Source organism: Bradyrhizobium sp. SZCCHNS2022 (assembly GCF_032377575.1).
In the GTDB taxonomy this organism is placed as follows: Bacteria; Pseudomonadota; Alphaproteobacteria; order Rhizobiales; family Xanthobacteraceae; genus Bradyrhizobium; species Bradyrhizobium aeschynomenes.
On record NZ_JAUHHZ010000001.1, the window covers coordinates 7,288,585 to 7,304,262 of the forward strand.

General features: G+C 64.5%; 15 protein-coding genes. 13 read left to right on the forward strand and 2 right to left on the reverse strand.

The features are described from left to right. Window positions 1-57: 57 nt before the first annotated feature. From QXZ94_RS32545 to QXZ94_RS32555, 3 genes are read left to right on the forward strand one after another with little or no spacing between them, the layout of a single operon-like run. Window positions 58-1,335, forward strand: a complete 1,278-nt coding sequence (locus tag QXZ94_RS32545; protein WP_315725356.1) for a radical SAM protein — start codon at window positions 58-60, stop codon at window positions 1,333-1,335. Next, window positions 1,332-2,393 (forward strand): arginase family protein, encoded by a 1,062-nt coding sequence (locus tag QXZ94_RS32550; RefSeq protein ID WP_315725358.1) that lies wholly within the window; start codon window positions 1,332-1,334, stop codon window positions 2,391-2,393. Before QXZ94_RS32545 ends, QXZ94_RS32550 begins: the two co-directional genes overlap by 4 nt. Window positions 2,394-2,446: 53 nt before the next feature. After that, a complete protein-coding gene (locus QXZ94_RS32555; protein ID WP_315725360.1) occupies window positions 2,447-3,487 on the forward strand; it encodes a hypothetical protein in 1,041 nt (346 codons plus the stop codon). A gap of 21 nt (window positions 3,488-3,508) precedes the next feature. On the opposite strand, the gene QXZ94_RS32560 is transcribed toward QXZ94_RS32555, so the two are convergent. Both QXZ94_RS32560 and katG read right to left on the reverse strand, forming a co-directional pair. Then, entirely contained in the window at window positions 3,509-4,906 is a 1,398-nt protein-coding gene (locus tag QXZ94_RS32560) for a C2 family cysteine protease (protein ID WP_315725362.1), read from the reverse strand. A gap of 299 nt (window positions 4,907-5,205) precedes the next feature. Continuing rightward, window positions 5,206-7,386 carry a catalase/peroxidase HPI gene (katG, locus tag QXZ94_RS32565; protein WP_315725364.1) on the reverse strand — a complete coding sequence of 727 codons (2,181 nt, stop codon included), beginning with the start codon at window positions 7,384-7,386 and terminating at the stop codon, window positions 5,206-5,208. Between the two features lie 228 nt (window positions 7,387-7,614). Between katG and QXZ94_RS32570 the strand changes: the two genes are divergently transcribed. The 10 genes from QXZ94_RS32570 (at window position 7,615) to pstB (ending at window position 15,672) form a co-directional block, all read left to right on the forward strand. Then, window positions 7,615-8,544, forward strand: a complete 930-nt coding sequence (locus QXZ94_RS32570; protein WP_315725366.1) for a hydrogen peroxide-inducible genes activator — start codon at window positions 7,615-7,617, stop codon at window positions 8,542-8,544. 189 nt (window positions 8,545-8,733) lie between these two features. After that, window positions 8,734-9,183, forward strand: a complete 450-nt coding sequence (locus QXZ94_RS32575; protein ID WP_315725368.1) for a hypothetical protein — start codon at window positions 8,734-8,736, stop codon at window positions 9,181-9,183. Between the two features lie 177 nt (window positions 9,184-9,360). Then, window positions 9,361-9,960 carry a hypothetical protein gene (locus tag QXZ94_RS32580; protein WP_315725370.1) on the forward strand — a complete coding sequence of 200 codons (600 nt, stop codon included), beginning with the start codon at window positions 9,361-9,363 and terminating at the stop codon, window positions 9,958-9,960. After that, entirely contained in the window at window positions 9,957-10,190 is a 234-nt protein-coding gene (locus QXZ94_RS32585) for a type II toxin-antitoxin system HicB family antitoxin (RefSeq protein ID WP_315725372.1), read from the forward strand. The genes QXZ94_RS32580 and QXZ94_RS32585 overlap by 4 nt, the downstream gene beginning before the upstream one ends. Before the next feature lie 43 nt (window positions 10,191-10,233). Further along, a complete protein-coding gene (locus tag QXZ94_RS32590; RefSeq protein ID WP_172114313.1) occupies window positions 10,234-10,428 on the forward strand; it encodes a hypothetical protein in 195 nt (64 codons plus the stop codon). Window positions 10,429-10,602: 174 nt separating this feature from the next. Then, a complete protein-coding gene (locus QXZ94_RS32595; protein ID WP_315725375.1) occupies window positions 10,603-10,923 on the forward strand; it encodes a hypothetical protein in 321 nt (106 codons plus the stop codon). Window positions 10,924-11,859: 936 nt separating this feature from the next. Further along, window positions 11,860-12,870, forward strand: coding sequence for a phosphate ABC transporter substrate-binding protein PstS (gene pstS / locus QXZ94_RS32600; RefSeq protein WP_315725377.1), 1,011 nt, complete (start codon window positions 11,860-11,862; stop codon window positions 12,868-12,870). A 91-nt stretch (window positions 12,871-12,961) separates the two neighbouring features. Further along, on the forward strand, window positions 12,962-13,960 hold the full coding sequence (gene pstC / locus QXZ94_RS32605; protein ID WP_315726675.1) for a phosphate ABC transporter permease subunit PstC: 999 nt from the start codon (window positions 12,962-12,964) through the stop codon (window positions 13,958-13,960). A gap of 3 nt (window positions 13,961-13,963) precedes the next feature. After that, on the forward strand, window positions 13,964-14,854 hold the full coding sequence (gene pstA / locus QXZ94_RS32610; protein ID WP_315725379.1) for a phosphate ABC transporter permease PstA: 891 nt from the start codon (window positions 13,964-13,966) through the stop codon (window positions 14,852-14,854). Further along, on the forward strand, window positions 14,851-15,672 hold the full coding sequence (gene pstB, locus QXZ94_RS32615) for a phosphate ABC transporter ATP-binding protein PstB (RefSeq protein WP_315725382.1): 822 nt from the start codon (window positions 14,851-14,853) through the stop codon (window positions 15,670-15,672). The genes pstA and pstB overlap by 4 nt, the downstream gene beginning before the upstream one ends. Window positions 15,673-15,678: the final 6 nt, after the last annotated feature.

The window sequence follows — 15,678 nt, forward strand, 5'->3', positions numbered from 1 at the left end:
AATTTTCAGAGGCAACGTCGCGCGACGATGGCGAACGATACTCCGGAAATGAAATGTGTGATCGTCCAGCTGCCATTTCCGTCGCAGTCGGATCCTGAGCCGGTCCTCGATCGATACTACCGGTCCTATTCCGCTTATCTTGCATCGATCGAGCCGCGCTTCTGTCTGCATTCCGGAGACCTTTGGGAAGCGCCGCTCTGGGTCGCCCATCTCGACGCTGCAGTTGGGCGAGACGATACGGAGTTCGAAGATCTCAGTCTGATGCATGCCGACGGTGAATGTCTGGCCGAGCATCTCGTGCGGCACGCGAAACAGCCGCTCCTTTTTCTGTTCTCGCCTCTGGCGCAGAACCTCGACCTCGCGATGGATGTTTCGATGCGGCTCATGCGCAAGGGACATCGGACGGCGATGGGCGGCAACATGGTCGGCCTGGAACGTCCTCAATCGTTCTCCAGCGTCTATGCTGGGCATGCGCAACACGGTGTCCTGCGCAAGCTGTTGAACGGCGATACGGCGGACGACATCCGGCTTGGCCGGCAGGTTGCGGACTTCGGCTATCGACCGAACTATCGCCATCTCGCGCGCTTCGCCAATCGTGTTCCGCTCGTACGCGTCAATGCGAGCCATGGCTGCCTCTATGACTGCTCGTTCTGCGGCGATGCGTGGAGTCGGCAGCTTCATGTCGTGCCGCTCCCATGTCTCATCGCCGAATTCGAGGATATTGCACGTTATTTCCCCGACGTCCGGCTCGTCTATGTCGGCGACAAGACGTTCGGCCAATCGAAGGAGGCGGTACAGAACCTCATCGCCGCGCGGTCCCCCAGATATCGCTTCGTCATTCAGACGCACGTACAGGCGATGTCGGAGTGGCTGATCGATCGCATGGAAGAGCTCGGCGTTCTCGTCGTGGAGATGGGGTTCGAAACTGCGGATCCAGAGGTGCTTCGCAGCGTCAGAAAAAGAAACGATCCCGATCGCTATCTTGCGTGGATCGAAAAGTTGAGTGCGCGCGGAATTCACGTCGTTCTCAATCTGCTGGGCGGCTTACCTCATGCGACGGCCGCCGCACATCAGCAGACGCTGTCCTTTCTCAAGAGCGCTGCGCACCACGCCAAGCTGTACAATCTGTACAATTTCGTCCCTTACCCGAAGACACCGATCTTCTCGTCGTTGCGACCAAGAATCGTCGACTGGAACTTCGCCAACTGGCGGGAGGACCGGCCAGTGGTGTTCGCTCCATTTCATCAGACGGCCGACGAACTCTGGGCTCAGTTCATCGATCTCGTGCGCCATTGCGACGATCTCGTGAGCAGCCGGCTCGAAGCCAGGGCATGAAAGGTTCGCCGGCGATCATGGCGCGGAATTGGCTCGATGAATTGAACCGGGATAGCTGGCGCGCTTGGCAGGCCTATTCGCTTCCGCCATGGTGTGCCGGAGGTCCGGGGTTATTCGGCGCCAAGACGCTCGCGCTGGTCGACGAGTCCGAGACATGCGATGTCGCCGTCTGTTCGGTGGGGTTCGATGGCACCGCATCGACCCACATCGGTGCGCGGGATGGACCGCTGTCGATACGGAAAGAGAGCCTCGGCTTCAGCAGCCAAATGAACTCACGCAGGCTCAGCGAGGTCACAAATCTGCGGACGGGATTATCGGGCGTGGCCAGGGCGCCGGACATCGCGGATTTTGGCGATCTTCATGTCTTTCCGAGCAACCCCGCGCGCCAGGTCGAGGCGACGGCCGCAGAAGCGTACGAACTGGCGCATCGATGCGACCTTCTCGTCGTTCTCGGCGGCGAGCACACGATCAGCTACCCGTGCTTTGCCGGCGTGAGGGAAGCGATGCGGGCGGCAGGCAGGACCCTGGGCTACGTCCAGATCGACCATCATTTCGATTTTGGCGAGCACTCCAGCCTGCATGGCGCCTTTTATCACGGCTCCAACGCACGACGCATCTCCGAGCTTCCCGGGCTGCGGCTCGACCAGATCGGCTTCGTCGGCCAGGGCGACATCACCGGTTCGCAGCAGCTCGCCGCGCTTACGAGCGGCGGATGCACGATCCGCCATCGTCGTGACATTCGTCGGATCGGCTTCGCCGCCGCGCTCCGTGAAACCTTGGATGCGGTATCGGCGGCTACGCCCGACGGCCTCTACGTGTCCATCGATATTGACGTGTGCGAGAATTCTGCTGCGCCGGGCACGGGCCATGTCACCGTCGGCGGAATCTCGGCGGAAGAACTCCTGTTGATTGGCGCGATCCTACAGGATTATCCCGTCCGCGCGATCGACGTCGTCGAGGTCAACCCGAATCGCGACGTGTCTGGTCGTACGAGTGCGATCGTCGCGCGGCTTCTCTACGAGTTCCTCTTCGTCGATTGGCAGAAGGACGCGGCATGAAGGCAGACCGCAAGGGGTGAGGCGTGGGCGTACGACTTGCCGAAAATGTCAGAATGCCGCTCTCGCGCGCACTCCTCGAGGCGCTTGTCGCGGGACGATCCGACGACGGATGTGCCGCGTGGGCAGATGGCGTCACGTCCGCGATCGACGGCGCGGCTCACGGTGTCATCATCCCGCTCGGAGAGCTGTGCCGAGATCAGGCCACGGCGATGCTTGCCGCGCGCGCAGTCGCGGAGCATCTCGTCGCGTCTTGGCGGAGAAGGTGGTCGCTCGATGATCTGACGCCGGAGATAGGCGCCGACCAGGTGACCGAAGTGGCGCCGGGCAAGCGAACGCGCAGCCTGCTTCCTCATCACGACGGCGGCAACAGCTCGTACCTGACGCCGAGTTGCGCCGACGTCGCGACCTGGGCGGCCGAGCTCAGAAGAACCGCGCCCCGCCAGATTTCGACCACGCGTGCCCACAAGCTCTATCAGGGCTTCGTGGTGCTGCAGACCGGAGAGGGCGACAGCATCACGCCCTATTACGATCTGGTGACGATGCTGATGCTCGCGTATCGCCATCAGAACGGTGTCGAGTGGCCATCCCTGCCGGAGCTGCAAGAGAAGTGCGCGCGAGACCTCCGTCGCAGCATCGGACTGATCCAGGCCCAGGGAGGCGGGTACATTCAGCTCGGAGCGTTGTTGGGGGCGAGCGACCCCAAACATATTCTGGTGAATCTGCACAATACGGACGCTCCCTTCAATGACGCCGAGCTTGCCGCGTTTCCCGAGATCCGGAACGGCTCGCCAAGTCCGGTGCAGTCATTGTTCGAGGAGATGATCGTCGAGACGACGGGGCTGCCCTGGCCGGCGGTGTGCGAGCTGACCGAGCAGGGCCTGCGGACGGAGCAGTTCGACTTCGTCTTGGGACACAACGTCATCCTGATGCATGGCGGACTCAACGGCGGCCCGAGCCGGCTGCTGCATCCCATCTGTGCCGTCTTGCAGGAGGCGGCCGGCCGGACCTACGAGCATTGGCTGTCGGCCAATTGGGTCACGGCGTACGGCCGCGCGACGTCCGTTCTCGCCCGGCAGGCGGGGAGCCCGTCATAGGCCGCCGCGAACGTCCAAGCTTCATCGCCGGTCCGAGACCGAGCTCCAATTCGCGAACCAGCGCATGGCATCGTCCCACGGCATCGTGAAGACGCCCTGGCCCTGATCGACGTAGCCCGTCGGCGTCACCTCACCCCAGGGATTGCGGACACGGATGGTGCGTTCGCCGCGCTTTGTTTCCGAGAGGCCGAGCACCGCATAGCAATGGTCGGGCATGATTCTCGTGTAGCGGTACAGCCGGGCGGACCTTGCCGAAAACGTGCTGAGCACCACCGGACGTCTTCCCCTGAGGTGCAGCACGGTCTCCTGCCACAGCCGGTCGGGATCGCAGGCGGGAACCTCGCGATGGTGCGGTGGCTGGCCGAGCAGCATCGACAATGCATGATACGGCGTGCCGCCGGCCACGAAATGACCGTAGCCGTTCTTGAGACGTGCCACGGCCTTTTCAAGCAATGGCCACCAGAGCGAGGCCCGCGTCCGGCCGGCGGTGAGCGGCGCCGGAGAGCCAAAGAGCAGGCTGCCGGAGGGTCTCATGTAGAATTCGTTGGCGACGATGATGCGTTTGCGAACGAACCGCCGGAGGGACTGGTCGTAACAATACAGCGAAACCGCGTAGTGCTGCCTGTCGATCTGGCGAAACAGCTTCGCGAGTCGGTCGCCGCAGGTTGCGGCCACCGCGGTCGCGGCGCCAGCCAGATGACAGTTGGGGACCTCGCCCTGCACCACGTCGCTCGCTTTCGGCTGGCCGTGAAACAGGCTGCCTGCGAGTGGACCCACGTCGAACACGGTTGCGGCATGCCCGGAGACTGCCCGCGAGAGACGCTTTCGAGCGGGTGTCGTACCTCCGCGCTCCGGAACAACGAGCACGCCGAGCGGATGCTCCGGTCGGTCCGCGAGGGTCACGGCGATTCTGTCGAGAGGCTGAGCCGTGACATAGGTCGCGCGGGCGAAGCCGCCGTTCTTGCTTATGGCGATCCGCTGCACCATGCCGGTTCGCTCGTTGCGGAGATCGAGCAGGACGCCAGGCTCGGAGATCGGGCGCGGTCGACCAATGTTGACCAGTTGGTACCGCCGATGTTGTCCGACGGCGCGGAAGCCGATCCGGAATAGCGCGACGTCGGGACGTCGCGAACCGCCGCCGGGGAGGCGCAAGGCCCGCCAGGGTCCGATGCGGCTGCCATGCCCGCGAACGCGCAGGCGGATGAGATCTCCGGGGTGTCCGACGATCCGGCCCTCGAACGAGCCGTCGTCCCCGACGTTCGACAGGAGCTCGGTGTCCATCAAGGTGAGGCGGCTCGATGTCAGGCGCGAGACGTTGATCGCTTCGATCATCGTATGCGGTCTGGCGCGGCCAGCGATGCGGCCGTCGGCGTCCGCCGAGCAGACCTGAAGGCGCAAGGTCGAAGACGTCCGACGCATTCCGTACTCGCGGGGACCGAGATCGTTATGTCCTGCGAGGGTATGTGTCGCGTCCCGATGATTCAATCTGAACTAGAACATTTCGCCATTTTCCGCTCCTGCGGGACGTGGCGGCCTCGATCCGAGGCGTGGTCGGGACGCAGACCACGAGCCGGCGACGCTGCCAGCGGGCAGTGTTGCGGCAACCCTGGTTCAGGCTGTGCGAAATTTCACCGACGGTCGCGGCGGGCCAAAAATGAAGGCGGCGTTTCGGTGAAACGCCGCCTTCGCTGCTGTTCAGATCGGACGAACCGACCGCCTCAGGCCTTCAGCTCGAACCGGTCCAGGTTCATCACCTTGGTCCAGGCGGCAACGAAGTCCTTGACGAACTTCTGCTTGGCGTCCGAGCTGGCATAGACCTCGGCGAGCGCGCGCAGCTGCGAGTGCGAGCCGAAGATGAGGTCGGCGCGGGTGGCCGTCCACTTGATCGCGCCGGTCTTGCGGTCGCGACCCTCGAAGGTGTGCTCGCCCTGATCGACCGGACGCCAAGCCACGCCCATGTCGAGCAGGTTGGCGAAGAAGTCGTTGGTGAGCGTCTCCGGCTGCGCCGTGAACACGCCATGCTTGGAGCCGCCCGCATTGGCACCGAGCACGCGCAGGCCGCCGACCAGCACGGTCATCTCCGGCGCGGTCAGGGTGAGCAGCTGGGCCTTGTCGACCAGCAGCTCCTCGCCCGACAGCCACTGCTTGCCGGCGAGGTAGTTGCGGAAGCCGTCATAGGTCGGCTCGAGCACGGAGAACGACTCGACGTCGGTCTGCTCCTGCGAGGCGTCGGTGCGGCCCGGCGCGAACGGCACGGTCACCTCGACGCCGGCCTTCTTGGCGGCAGCCTCGACACCGGCATTGCCGGCCAGCACGATCAGGTCGGCGAGCGAGACTTTCTTGCCGCCGGCAGCCGATGCGTTGAACTCCTTCTGGATGCCCTCGAGCTTTGAGAGCACCTTCGAAAGCTCGGCCGGGTTGTTGACCGCCCAGTCCTTCTGCGGAGCCAGGCGAATGCGCGCACCATTGGCGCCGCCGCGCTTGTCCGAGCCGCGGAAGGTCGAGGCCGAGGCCCAGGCGGTCGAGACCAGCTGCGACACCGACAGGCCCGAAGCGAGGATCTTCGCCTTGAGATCGACGACGTCCTTGTCGTCGACGACGGGATGATCGAGCGCCGGCACCGGATCCTGCCAGATCAGGTCCTCCTTCGGCACCAGCGGGCCGAGATAGCGCACCTTCGGGCCCATGTCGCGGTGGGTCAGCTTGAACCAGGCGCGGGCGAAGGCGTCGGCGAACTGATCCGGGTTCTCCAGGAAGCGGCGCGAGATCTTCTCGTATTCCGGATCGAAGCGCAGCGCGAGGTCGGTGGTCAGCATCGACGGCGCGTGGCGCTTGGACTTGTCATGCGCGTCCGGCACGGTGTTGGCGCCAGCGCCGCCCTTCGGCGTCCACTGATGCGCGCCGGCCGGGCTCTTGGTCAGCTCCCATTCGTAGCCGAACAGGTTCCAGAAGAAGTTGTTGCTCCATTTGGTCGGCGATGACGTCCAGATCACCTCGAGGCCGGAGGTGATGGTGTCGCCGCCCTTGCCCGAGCCGTACTTGCTGGCCCAGCCGAGGCCCTGCTGCGCGATGTCGGCGCCTTCCGGCTCCGGGCCGACCAGCGACGCGTCACCCGCGCCATGGGTCTTGCCGAAGGTGTGACCGCCGGCGATCAGCGCCACCGTCTCCTCGTCGTTCATCGCCATGCGGGCGAAGGTCTCGCGGATGTCGCGTGCCGCGGCGACCGGGTCGGGGTTGCCGTTCGGGCCTTCCGGGTTGACGTAGATGAGGCCCATCTGCACGGCGGCCAGGGAGCCTGCGAGCTCGCGATCGCCGCTGTAGCGCTCGTCGGCGAGCCACTTGCCTTCAGGACCCCAATAGATGTCCTGCTCCGGCTCCCAGGTGTCGGCGCGACCGCCGCCGAAGCCGAAGGTCTTGAAGCCCATCGATTCCAGCGCGACGTTGCCGGTCAGTACGAACAGGTCGGCCCAGGAGATCTTCTGGCCGTACTTCTGCTTGATCGGCCACAACAGGCGGCGGGCCTTGTCGAGGTTGGCATTGTCGGGCCAGCTGTTCAGCGGCGCGAAGCGTTGCTGACCGGTGCCGGCGCCGCCGCGGCCGTCGCCGATGCGATAGGTGCCGGCGGCATGCCAGGCCATGCGGATGAACAGCGGGCCGTAGTGACCGAAATCGGCCGGCCACCAATCCTGCGAATCGGTCATCAGCGCGGTCAGGTCCTTGACCAGCGCGTCGAGATCGAGGCTCTTGAATTCCTTGGAGTAATCGAACGCCTCACCGAGCGGGTCGGACAGGTTCGAGTGCTGGTGCAGGACGGAGAGGTTGAGCTGGTTCGGCCACCAATCCTTGTTCGAAAATCCCTTCAAGCCGCCCGAAAACGGGCACTTGCTGACGTCATCCATGTTTCTCTCCTGACGTGATCGTCATGGTTCCCCCTGGGGTGGGTGGCGGGACCCTACGCGGGTCCTCCGATCAGGGGAAATTGAGATTGATGATCATAACGATAAGATTATCTGATGAATGTCGTGTGACATCGCGCAAACGCAGAGCGATGCCAGCCTTGATCGATTCATCCGAAGATTGTGGTCAGTGAAAATTGACTTCGAGATCATGAACGATAAGATAATCTGATGATACATTTGACGATGCGGCAGCTTCGCTATTTCGATGCGCTGGCGCGTCTCGGTCATTTCGGCCGCGCCGCGGAGGCGTGCGCGATCTCGCAGCCGGCGCTGTCGATGCAGATCAAGGAAATGGAGGAGGCGCTCGGCGGCGTGCTGCTGGAGCGCAATGCGCGCCAGGTGGTGCTGACGCGGTTCGGCGAGCAGCTCGCCGAGCGCGTGCGGGAGATCCTGCGCTCCGTCGACGAGCTCGGCGATTTCGCCCGCGCCTCGCGCGACAAGCTCACCGGCCGGCTGCGGCTGGGAATGATCCCGACGATCGCGCCGTATCTGCTGCCCAAAGTCATTGGGAACCTGACGCGCAAGCACCCCGAGATCGACATTCATGTCCGCGAGTCCAAGACGCCGACCCTGATCGAGGAGCTGGTCGAGGGCCGGCTGGATGCCGCGATCGTCGCGCTGCCGGTGTCGGAGCCGTCGCTGACCGAGGTCGCGTTGTTCTCGGAGAGCTTCCTGCTGGTGCGCCCGCCCGAATATGAAGGTGCCGACGTGCCGAGCAGCGAGATGCTGCGCGAGATGCGATTGCTGCTGCTCGAGGAGGGGCACTGCTTCCGCGACCAGGCGCTGTCGTTCTGCAACATGCAGGCGCCGCGCGAGATGCTCGATGCCTCCTCGCTGTCGACCCTGGTGCAGATGGTCGGCGCCGGCATGGGCGTGACCTTGATCCCCGAGATGGCGGTCGGCGTCGAGACGCGCTCGGCCGCAGTGTCGCTGGCGCGTTTCGCCGAGCCGCAGCCCCAGCGCAGCATCGGCATGGTCTGGCGCAAGACCAGCCCGCTCGCCAAGCAGCTTCTGGAGATTTCCGAGGTCGTGGCCGGCGCGGCCGAAGGCCTGCGCAAGCAGGCCGCAGCAGCGCAGGGCCGCAAGCGGCGCGGCTGATCTTTCCAGAACGTCCCGTTCGAGGTTCTTCTCCGCCGATCGCGCTCTTGCAATGGAACGCTCGTGCCGACAGGCGGTTCGTAGCGTCGAGCAACTTGTTTGCTCGTCGTCGCGATCGCGGCGGAAGACTGCGCCGGATGACCTTCGTGGGCAGTCATGCGTGATGACCTTGGTCGAGGAGTCCTTGTGATGCGAAGCTTGAGCTATGTGGGAGCGCTGGCCCTGTCCGGCGCACTGCTGGCCGGAGCGAGCGTTCCGGCATTGTCTGCACCCGTCACTGCGCTGTCGGCCGCAGCGCAGGCCGACGTGGCGCCGCTCGGCACGGTGCAGGTCCGCTACGGCGGCTGGCACGGCGGGTCGCATGGTGGTGGTTGGCGTGGTCGCGGTTGGCGCGGTGGCGGCTGGGGCTGGGGCGGCGGCGCGCTCGCGGCCGGCGCGCTGCTCGGTGCGGGCATCGCGGCGGCGGCAACGCCTTATTATTACGACGACGACCCCTATTATTACGGCGGCGGACCCTACGGCTATGTCGGCGTCGGCTACGCTCCGTATTACGGCCGTCCCTATTACGGCCGACCCTACTGGCGTCATCGTTACTATGGTGGCTGGGGTGGCGGCCCGTGGGGCGGTCCCCTGTGGTGAGCCGCGTCTGATCGATCACGCAAATCCGTCCGCGCGAGCCATCGCGCGGGCGGGCTGGCATGGTCAGCAGCGACACTCCGCCGAGATCCCGGCACAGCGACGTCCGGCGATGGCACGGGTCTTGTATCGATCTCCTCCAGCGGCGGCGCGTCCAAGACGCGCGCCCGGAGAGCGGTCATGTCCGAGGCTGTCAACACCGAGGCGTTCTGGGTCGGAACGATCGTCGACTGGCTGGTCGAGAATGCCAGCCTGCGCAAGGAGCGCATCGACCTCAAGCGCAGGTTCACGCAGGAGCCTTATAATCTCAGTGCCGTCAGGGTTCTGACGATGATGGACGAGCTCGTCGCGCTGCACAATGCACGCAGCGGCGCCAAGCGGGTGTTGTCGCAGAACTGGCGGCTCGCGCATCGCAACGACACGGTCGGCGACTTCATCGCGGCGTTTGTCAGCCTGCTGTGTCCGGACGATCGCGGAGCCGCAACGGACAATGGCGCGTCGCCAGCCAGCCCAGTGTTGCAAAGCCGACAGGGCAGGACACACAACCAGCGCGTCGAAGCGCTGCGGGCCGATCCCGGAGGCGATTGGAAACCCGTCGATCTCGAGATCATCGCCTCGCAATATGCGATGAAGTTTCGCAAGATCACCGGCACGCACGAGGTCTTCCTGCATCCGTCCGTCCCGCATTGCGTGACCATTCCGCTCAAGGCGAAGATCAGGCCGCCGCATGTCCGGGCCTTCGTGGCGATGATCGACGAGATGGACGAGGCCGCGCGATGAGTGACGTCGCCGCCTATCTCTATGACGTGACGGAACTGGGCGCCGAGGATGGCGGCGGCTTTCTCGTCACCTTTCCAGATCTCCCCGGCGTCATCGGCATCGCCGAGACGGCGCGGCAGGCCATCGCCGACGGACAGCAGGCGCTGTTCGCAGCTCTCGATGCGCTCAAGGCCGTCGATCGCGACCCGCCGGTCCCCGGCGCGACGCGCGCCGCCGCACAGCCGGCGTGAGTCGACGCGACGCCGGTGAGTTCAGCAAGGAGGAGGGGTGAGCATGCCACTGACTGAGGACGCCATCCAGGTCGGCAAGTGCTACAAGACCAGGATCGCCGAGAGCTACAAGGTGCTGTCGATCACCCGCGGCATCGTCACCTATCAGACGCTGACCTCGCCCCTGCGCATCAACACCGGCATCAAGGCCTTCGCGGATGCCGTCTACAAGGAGATCAAGTGCCCCGGGCAGGGATAGCGGCGCGATCCGCAAGGGTACCCAATCAAATCGGGACAGTTCTGATGTCACCTCGACCGTCATTGCGAGGAGCGAAGCGACGAAGCAATCCAGAGTCCCGTGGGAGCCCTGGATTGCTTCGCTGCGCCCGCAATGACGGGGAGAGAGGTCGTCGCCTCACGCGAGGTGGCGCGGATGAGAGTTGAGGAGCGTGACGACGGTGTCCTGGCGTTCATCGACGCCGATGGCCGCGTCTGGGCACAATGCGCGCGGCCCTCGCAGCTTGCCGCCGATACCGACTTCGTGATCGAAGGCCCGTTGAGTGGCTTCATCTATGAGGAGGGTACGTTTACGCCGGACAGCGAGCAGGCCTTTCGCGCCTGGCTCGACGACCGCCTGATCAGTGACGAGATATTCCACGTCAGGGACCGGGAGACTGCGCTCTCTCTGGGCCAGCGCATCGCGGGGGCCGCGCGCGACATTCTGAAGCATCGATCGGCCTCGTCCAATCCCTGATGCCAGATCGGTTCTTTTTCTTCTGATAAGAATAAATCGCTTGCGATATTTCGGAATTAATGGTTATCTCCCCGCAACCCGCCTCGAGCAGAGGGACGTACGCGTCGTCACGAACGTTGAGGTGGGCGGCGATGGACGTGACGGCCGTGCCAGACGAGCGCGAGCCGTTGCGGACGGCGAAGTCGTGTGGTCCTGGCCTCTCGACGCTGAGGTCAAGCTCGCGGTCGTTGCTGTGACGGCACGCGCGGGTGATGGGGGCAAGAGAGCCGATCCCCAGGGAGAGCACGAAGGACACCGTAAAACCGTCGCGCGGGGAAGGCCGGATCTGTCCGGCTGTACCTGTGGTACCTGCCGCCTGCATTCTTTTGAGCAGGCGGGCCACGGGCCTCAGCCGAGGTCCGGCCTTCTCCGCGCCCTCTCGTTGAAGAGGGACATGACGGATGCATCACCTGGGCACGATGTGCCGCGGGGGCGCGATGACTTGTCTCGATGGCTTGTCCCAAGGCAGCAGTGTGATGAAAGGCGTCGGCCAAAACTCAGCTGTCGTCCCGGCCTTGAGCCGGGACCCATAACCCCAGGGAGATGTTTGAGGCACGCGGGTTGACGATTGTCGCCAAACACATCCGCCGGTGGCTATGGGTCCCGGCTCAAGGCCGGGACGACACCGAAGGTGGGGCGGGCGACACGGGCAAAGGCGTTCTCATTCTTGGTTGAGCGACGCTCGCAAAAGGCAGGGGCGGTGGCCTTCATCAAGGGCGGCCTAGGCACCGTAGAAATTCGGGACGAAATCTGAATATCAATAAATATCAACGGCTTGTGACTGTCATCCAGCTGTCATCGAACCTTTATAAAAGCGGCACCGAGGCCCCTTAAAGCGGCCGGGGAAGCGCAATCGGGTGCGTCATGCGCTTCGCTTCCCAAGCATGGAGACCAGCTATGAATTTCGTCAAAGCTATTGTCGCTGCCGGCTTGGTCGCCGCATCGACGTCGGCCTTTGCTGCCGACATCACCGGCGCGGGCGCGACGTTCCCGTTCCCGATCTATTCCAAGTGGGCCGACGCCTACAAGAAGGAGACGGGCAACGGTCTGAACTACCAGTCGATCGGCTCCGGCGGCGGCATCAAGCAGATCCAGGCCAAGACCGTGACCTTCGGTGCCACCGACGCGCCGCTCAAGGCCGAGCAGCTCGACAAGGACGGCCTGGTGCAGTGGCCGATGGTGATGGGCGGCATCGTGCCGGTCGTCAACCTCGAGGGCGTCAAGCCGGGCGAGATGGTGCTGGACGGCGAGACGCTCGCCAACATCTATCTCGGCAAGATCACCAAGTGGGATGACGCCGCGATCAAGAAGCTGAACCCCAGCGTCAAGCTGCCGTCCGACGCGATCGCCGTGGTCCGCCGCTCCGACGGTTCGGGCACGACCTTCAACTTCACCTATTATCTCTCCGAGGCGAGCGCCGACTGGAAGAGCAAGATCGGCTTCAACACCGCGGTCGAGTGGCCGGTCGGTGTCGGCGCCAAGGGCAACGAAGGCGTGTCCGGCAATATCAGCCAGACCAAGAACGCGATCGGCTATGTCGAATACGCCTACGCCAAGCAGAACAAGCTGACCTACACCGGCATGATCAACAAGGCCGGCAAGACCGTGCAGCCGACCGTCGAGGCGTTCCAGGCCGCCGCGGCGAATGCCGACTGGGCCAAGGCTCCCGGCTACTATGTGATCCTCGCCAACCAGCCGGGCGACAAGTCCTGGCCGATGACGGCGGCGACCTTCATCCTGATGCACAAGGAGCCGACCGACAAGGCGGCCTCCGCCGAGGCGATCAAGTTCTTCAAGTGGTCGTTCGAGAAGGGCGGCAAGATGGCCGAGGATCTCGACTACATCCCGATGCCCGACAGCGTCGTAAAGCTGATCGAGAAGACCTGGTCGGCCGACATCAAGAGCTGATCTGAAAGCGCACTGCCCTCTCCCGGAAACGGGAGAGGGTTCGTCCAAGGTGATGATGGTGTCGAAGAAGCAGGGGGCGGACTTGGCTGAGATGGCCGTTGAGAGCGAGGTTGGCGATATCGCCGCTGCCGCAGGGCCCTATGACCGCGCCCGTGCGCTGAGCGCGTTCAAGCTCGGCGATGTCACCTTCTACTGGATCACCCGCCTGTCGGCGATCTCGGTGCTGCTGATCCTCGGCGGCATCATCATCTCCCTCGTCATCGGCGCCTGGCCGGCGATGAAGGAGTATGGCTTCCAGTTCCTGTTCACCAAGCGTTGGGCGCCTTCGGCCGATCCCCCGGTGCTCGGCGCGCTCGGCCCGATCTACGGCACGCTGGTGACCTCGTTCATCGCGATGCTGATCGCCATTCCCGTGGGCCTCGGTATCGCGATCTTCCTCACCGAGCTGTGCCCGCAATGGCTGCGCCGCCCGATCGGCCTGGCCATCGAGCTGCTCGCCGGCATTCCCTCGATCATCTACGGCATGTGGGGCTTCTTCGTGCTGGGCCCGTTCCTGGCCACCACGTTCCAGCCGTTCATGATCAGCCTCTGCGCCAACATCCCGGTGCTGCAGGACATCTTCGCAGGTCCGCCGTCCTATCTCAGCCTGTTCAACGCCTCGCTGATCCTGGCGATCATGGTGCTGCCTTTCATCACCTCGATCTCGGTCGACGTCTTCAAGACGGTTCCGCCGGTGCTGAAAGAAGCGGCCTACGGCGTCGGCTGCACCACGTGGGAAGTCGTCCGCAGCGTCGTCATCCCCTACACCCGCGTCGGCGTCATCGGCGGCGTGATGCTGGCGCTGGGCCGCGCGCTCGGCGAGACCATGGCGGTGACCTTCATCATCGGCAACTCGTTCCGGATCTCGTCGTCGATCTTCGCGCCGGGCACCACGATCTCGGCCGCGATCGCCTCCGAATTCCAGGAGAGCGACGGTCTGCACCAGTCGAGCCTGATCCTGCTCGGCCTGCTCCTGTTCGTCCTCACCTTCTTCGTGCTGGCGAGCGCCCGGCTGATGCTGGCGCGACTCGAAGCCAAGGCAGGAAAGTAAGCCATGTCGAGCGTCGACGCGTCCACCTTCGACACGCCGGTCAATCCGGTGAATCCGATCTACGCCCGCCGCCGCCGCCGCGACCTCATGGTCCGCGGCCTGTGCATCGCCGCCGCGGCGTTCGGCGTCACCTGGCTGGCGCTGATCCTGTTCACGCTGTTCTATAACGGCCTCGCCGGCCTCAGCCTGCAGGTCTTCACCGCCGACACGCCGCCGCCGGGCGCCAGCGAAGGCGGCCTGCGCAATGCCATCGTCGGCTCGATCATGATGACCGTGATCGGCGTCGGCATCGGTGCGCCGCTCGGCCTGTTCGCCGGCACCTACCTCGCCGAATACGGCCGCAATGACCGCCTGACCTCGGTGATCCGCTTCATCAACGACATCCTGCTGTCGGCACCGTCGATCATCATCGGCCTGTTCATCTACGGCGCGGTCGTGGTGCCGATGGGCGGCTTCTCGGCGATCGCCGGCGCGCTGGCGCTGGCCGTCATCGTGATCCCGGTCGTGCTCCGCACCACCGAGGACATGCTGCTGCTGGTACCCAACCCGCTGCGCGAGGCGGCCTCCGCGCTCGGCCTGCCGCGCTCGCTGGTGATCCGCCGCATCGCCTACCGCGCGGCGCGCTCCGGCCTCATCACCGGCGTGCTGCTGGCGACCGCCCGCGTCGCCGGCGAGACCGCGCCGCTGTTGTTTACCGCGCTGTCGAACCAGTTCTGGAGCCTCAACCTCTCCAAGACGATGGCGAACCTGCCCGTCACCATCAACAATTTCGTCCAGAGCCCGTATGCCTATTGGAAGCAGCTGGCCTGGAGCGGAGCCCTTCTCATCACTCTGGCCGTGCTCGCCCTGAACGTCGGTGCACGCATTCTCGGCGCCGAGAGGAAAACGAAATGACCGAACTGTCCGTCTCCGTCAGTCAGCCCAATCACGCGCTCCACGGCCAGCCGCTCCCCGAGGCGCCGGCCAAGGTGACCGCGCGCAACCTGAACTTCTATTACGGCGATCACCACGCGCTGAAGAACATCAACCTGACGCTGGGCACCAACCGGGTCACGGCGTTCATCGGCCCGTCCGGCTGCGGCAAGTCCACCCTGCTGCGCATCTTCAACCGGATGTACGACCTCTATCCGGGCCAGCGTGCCACCGGCCAGCTGATGCTGGACAACACCAACATCCTCGATCCCAAGCTCGATCTCAATCTGCTGCGCGCGCGGGTCGGCATGGTGTTCCAGAAGCCGACGCCGTTCCCGATGACGATCTACGAGAACATCGCCTTCGGCATCCGGCTCTATGAGAAGATCTCGAAGTCCGAGATGGACGACCGCGTCGAGAAGGCGCTGCGCGGCGGCGCGCTGTGGAACGAGGTCAAGGACAAGCTCAACGCCTCCGGCCTGTCGCTGTCCGGCGGCCAGCAGCAGCGCCTGTGCATCGCCCGCACCGTCGCCGTCCGGCCCGAGGTGATCCTGTTCGACGAGCCGTGCTCGGCGCTCGACCCGATCTCGACCGCCAAGGTCGAGGAGCTGATCCAGGAGCTCGCGGAGAACTATACGATCGCGATCGTGACCCATAACATGCAGCAGGCGGCGCGCGTCTCCGACAAGACCGCCTTCATGTATCTCGGCGAGCTGATCGAGTTCGACGAGACCAGCAAGATCTTCACCTCGCCGAGCGATCGGCGGACCCAGGACTACATCACCGGCCGGTTCGGCTGACGCCGA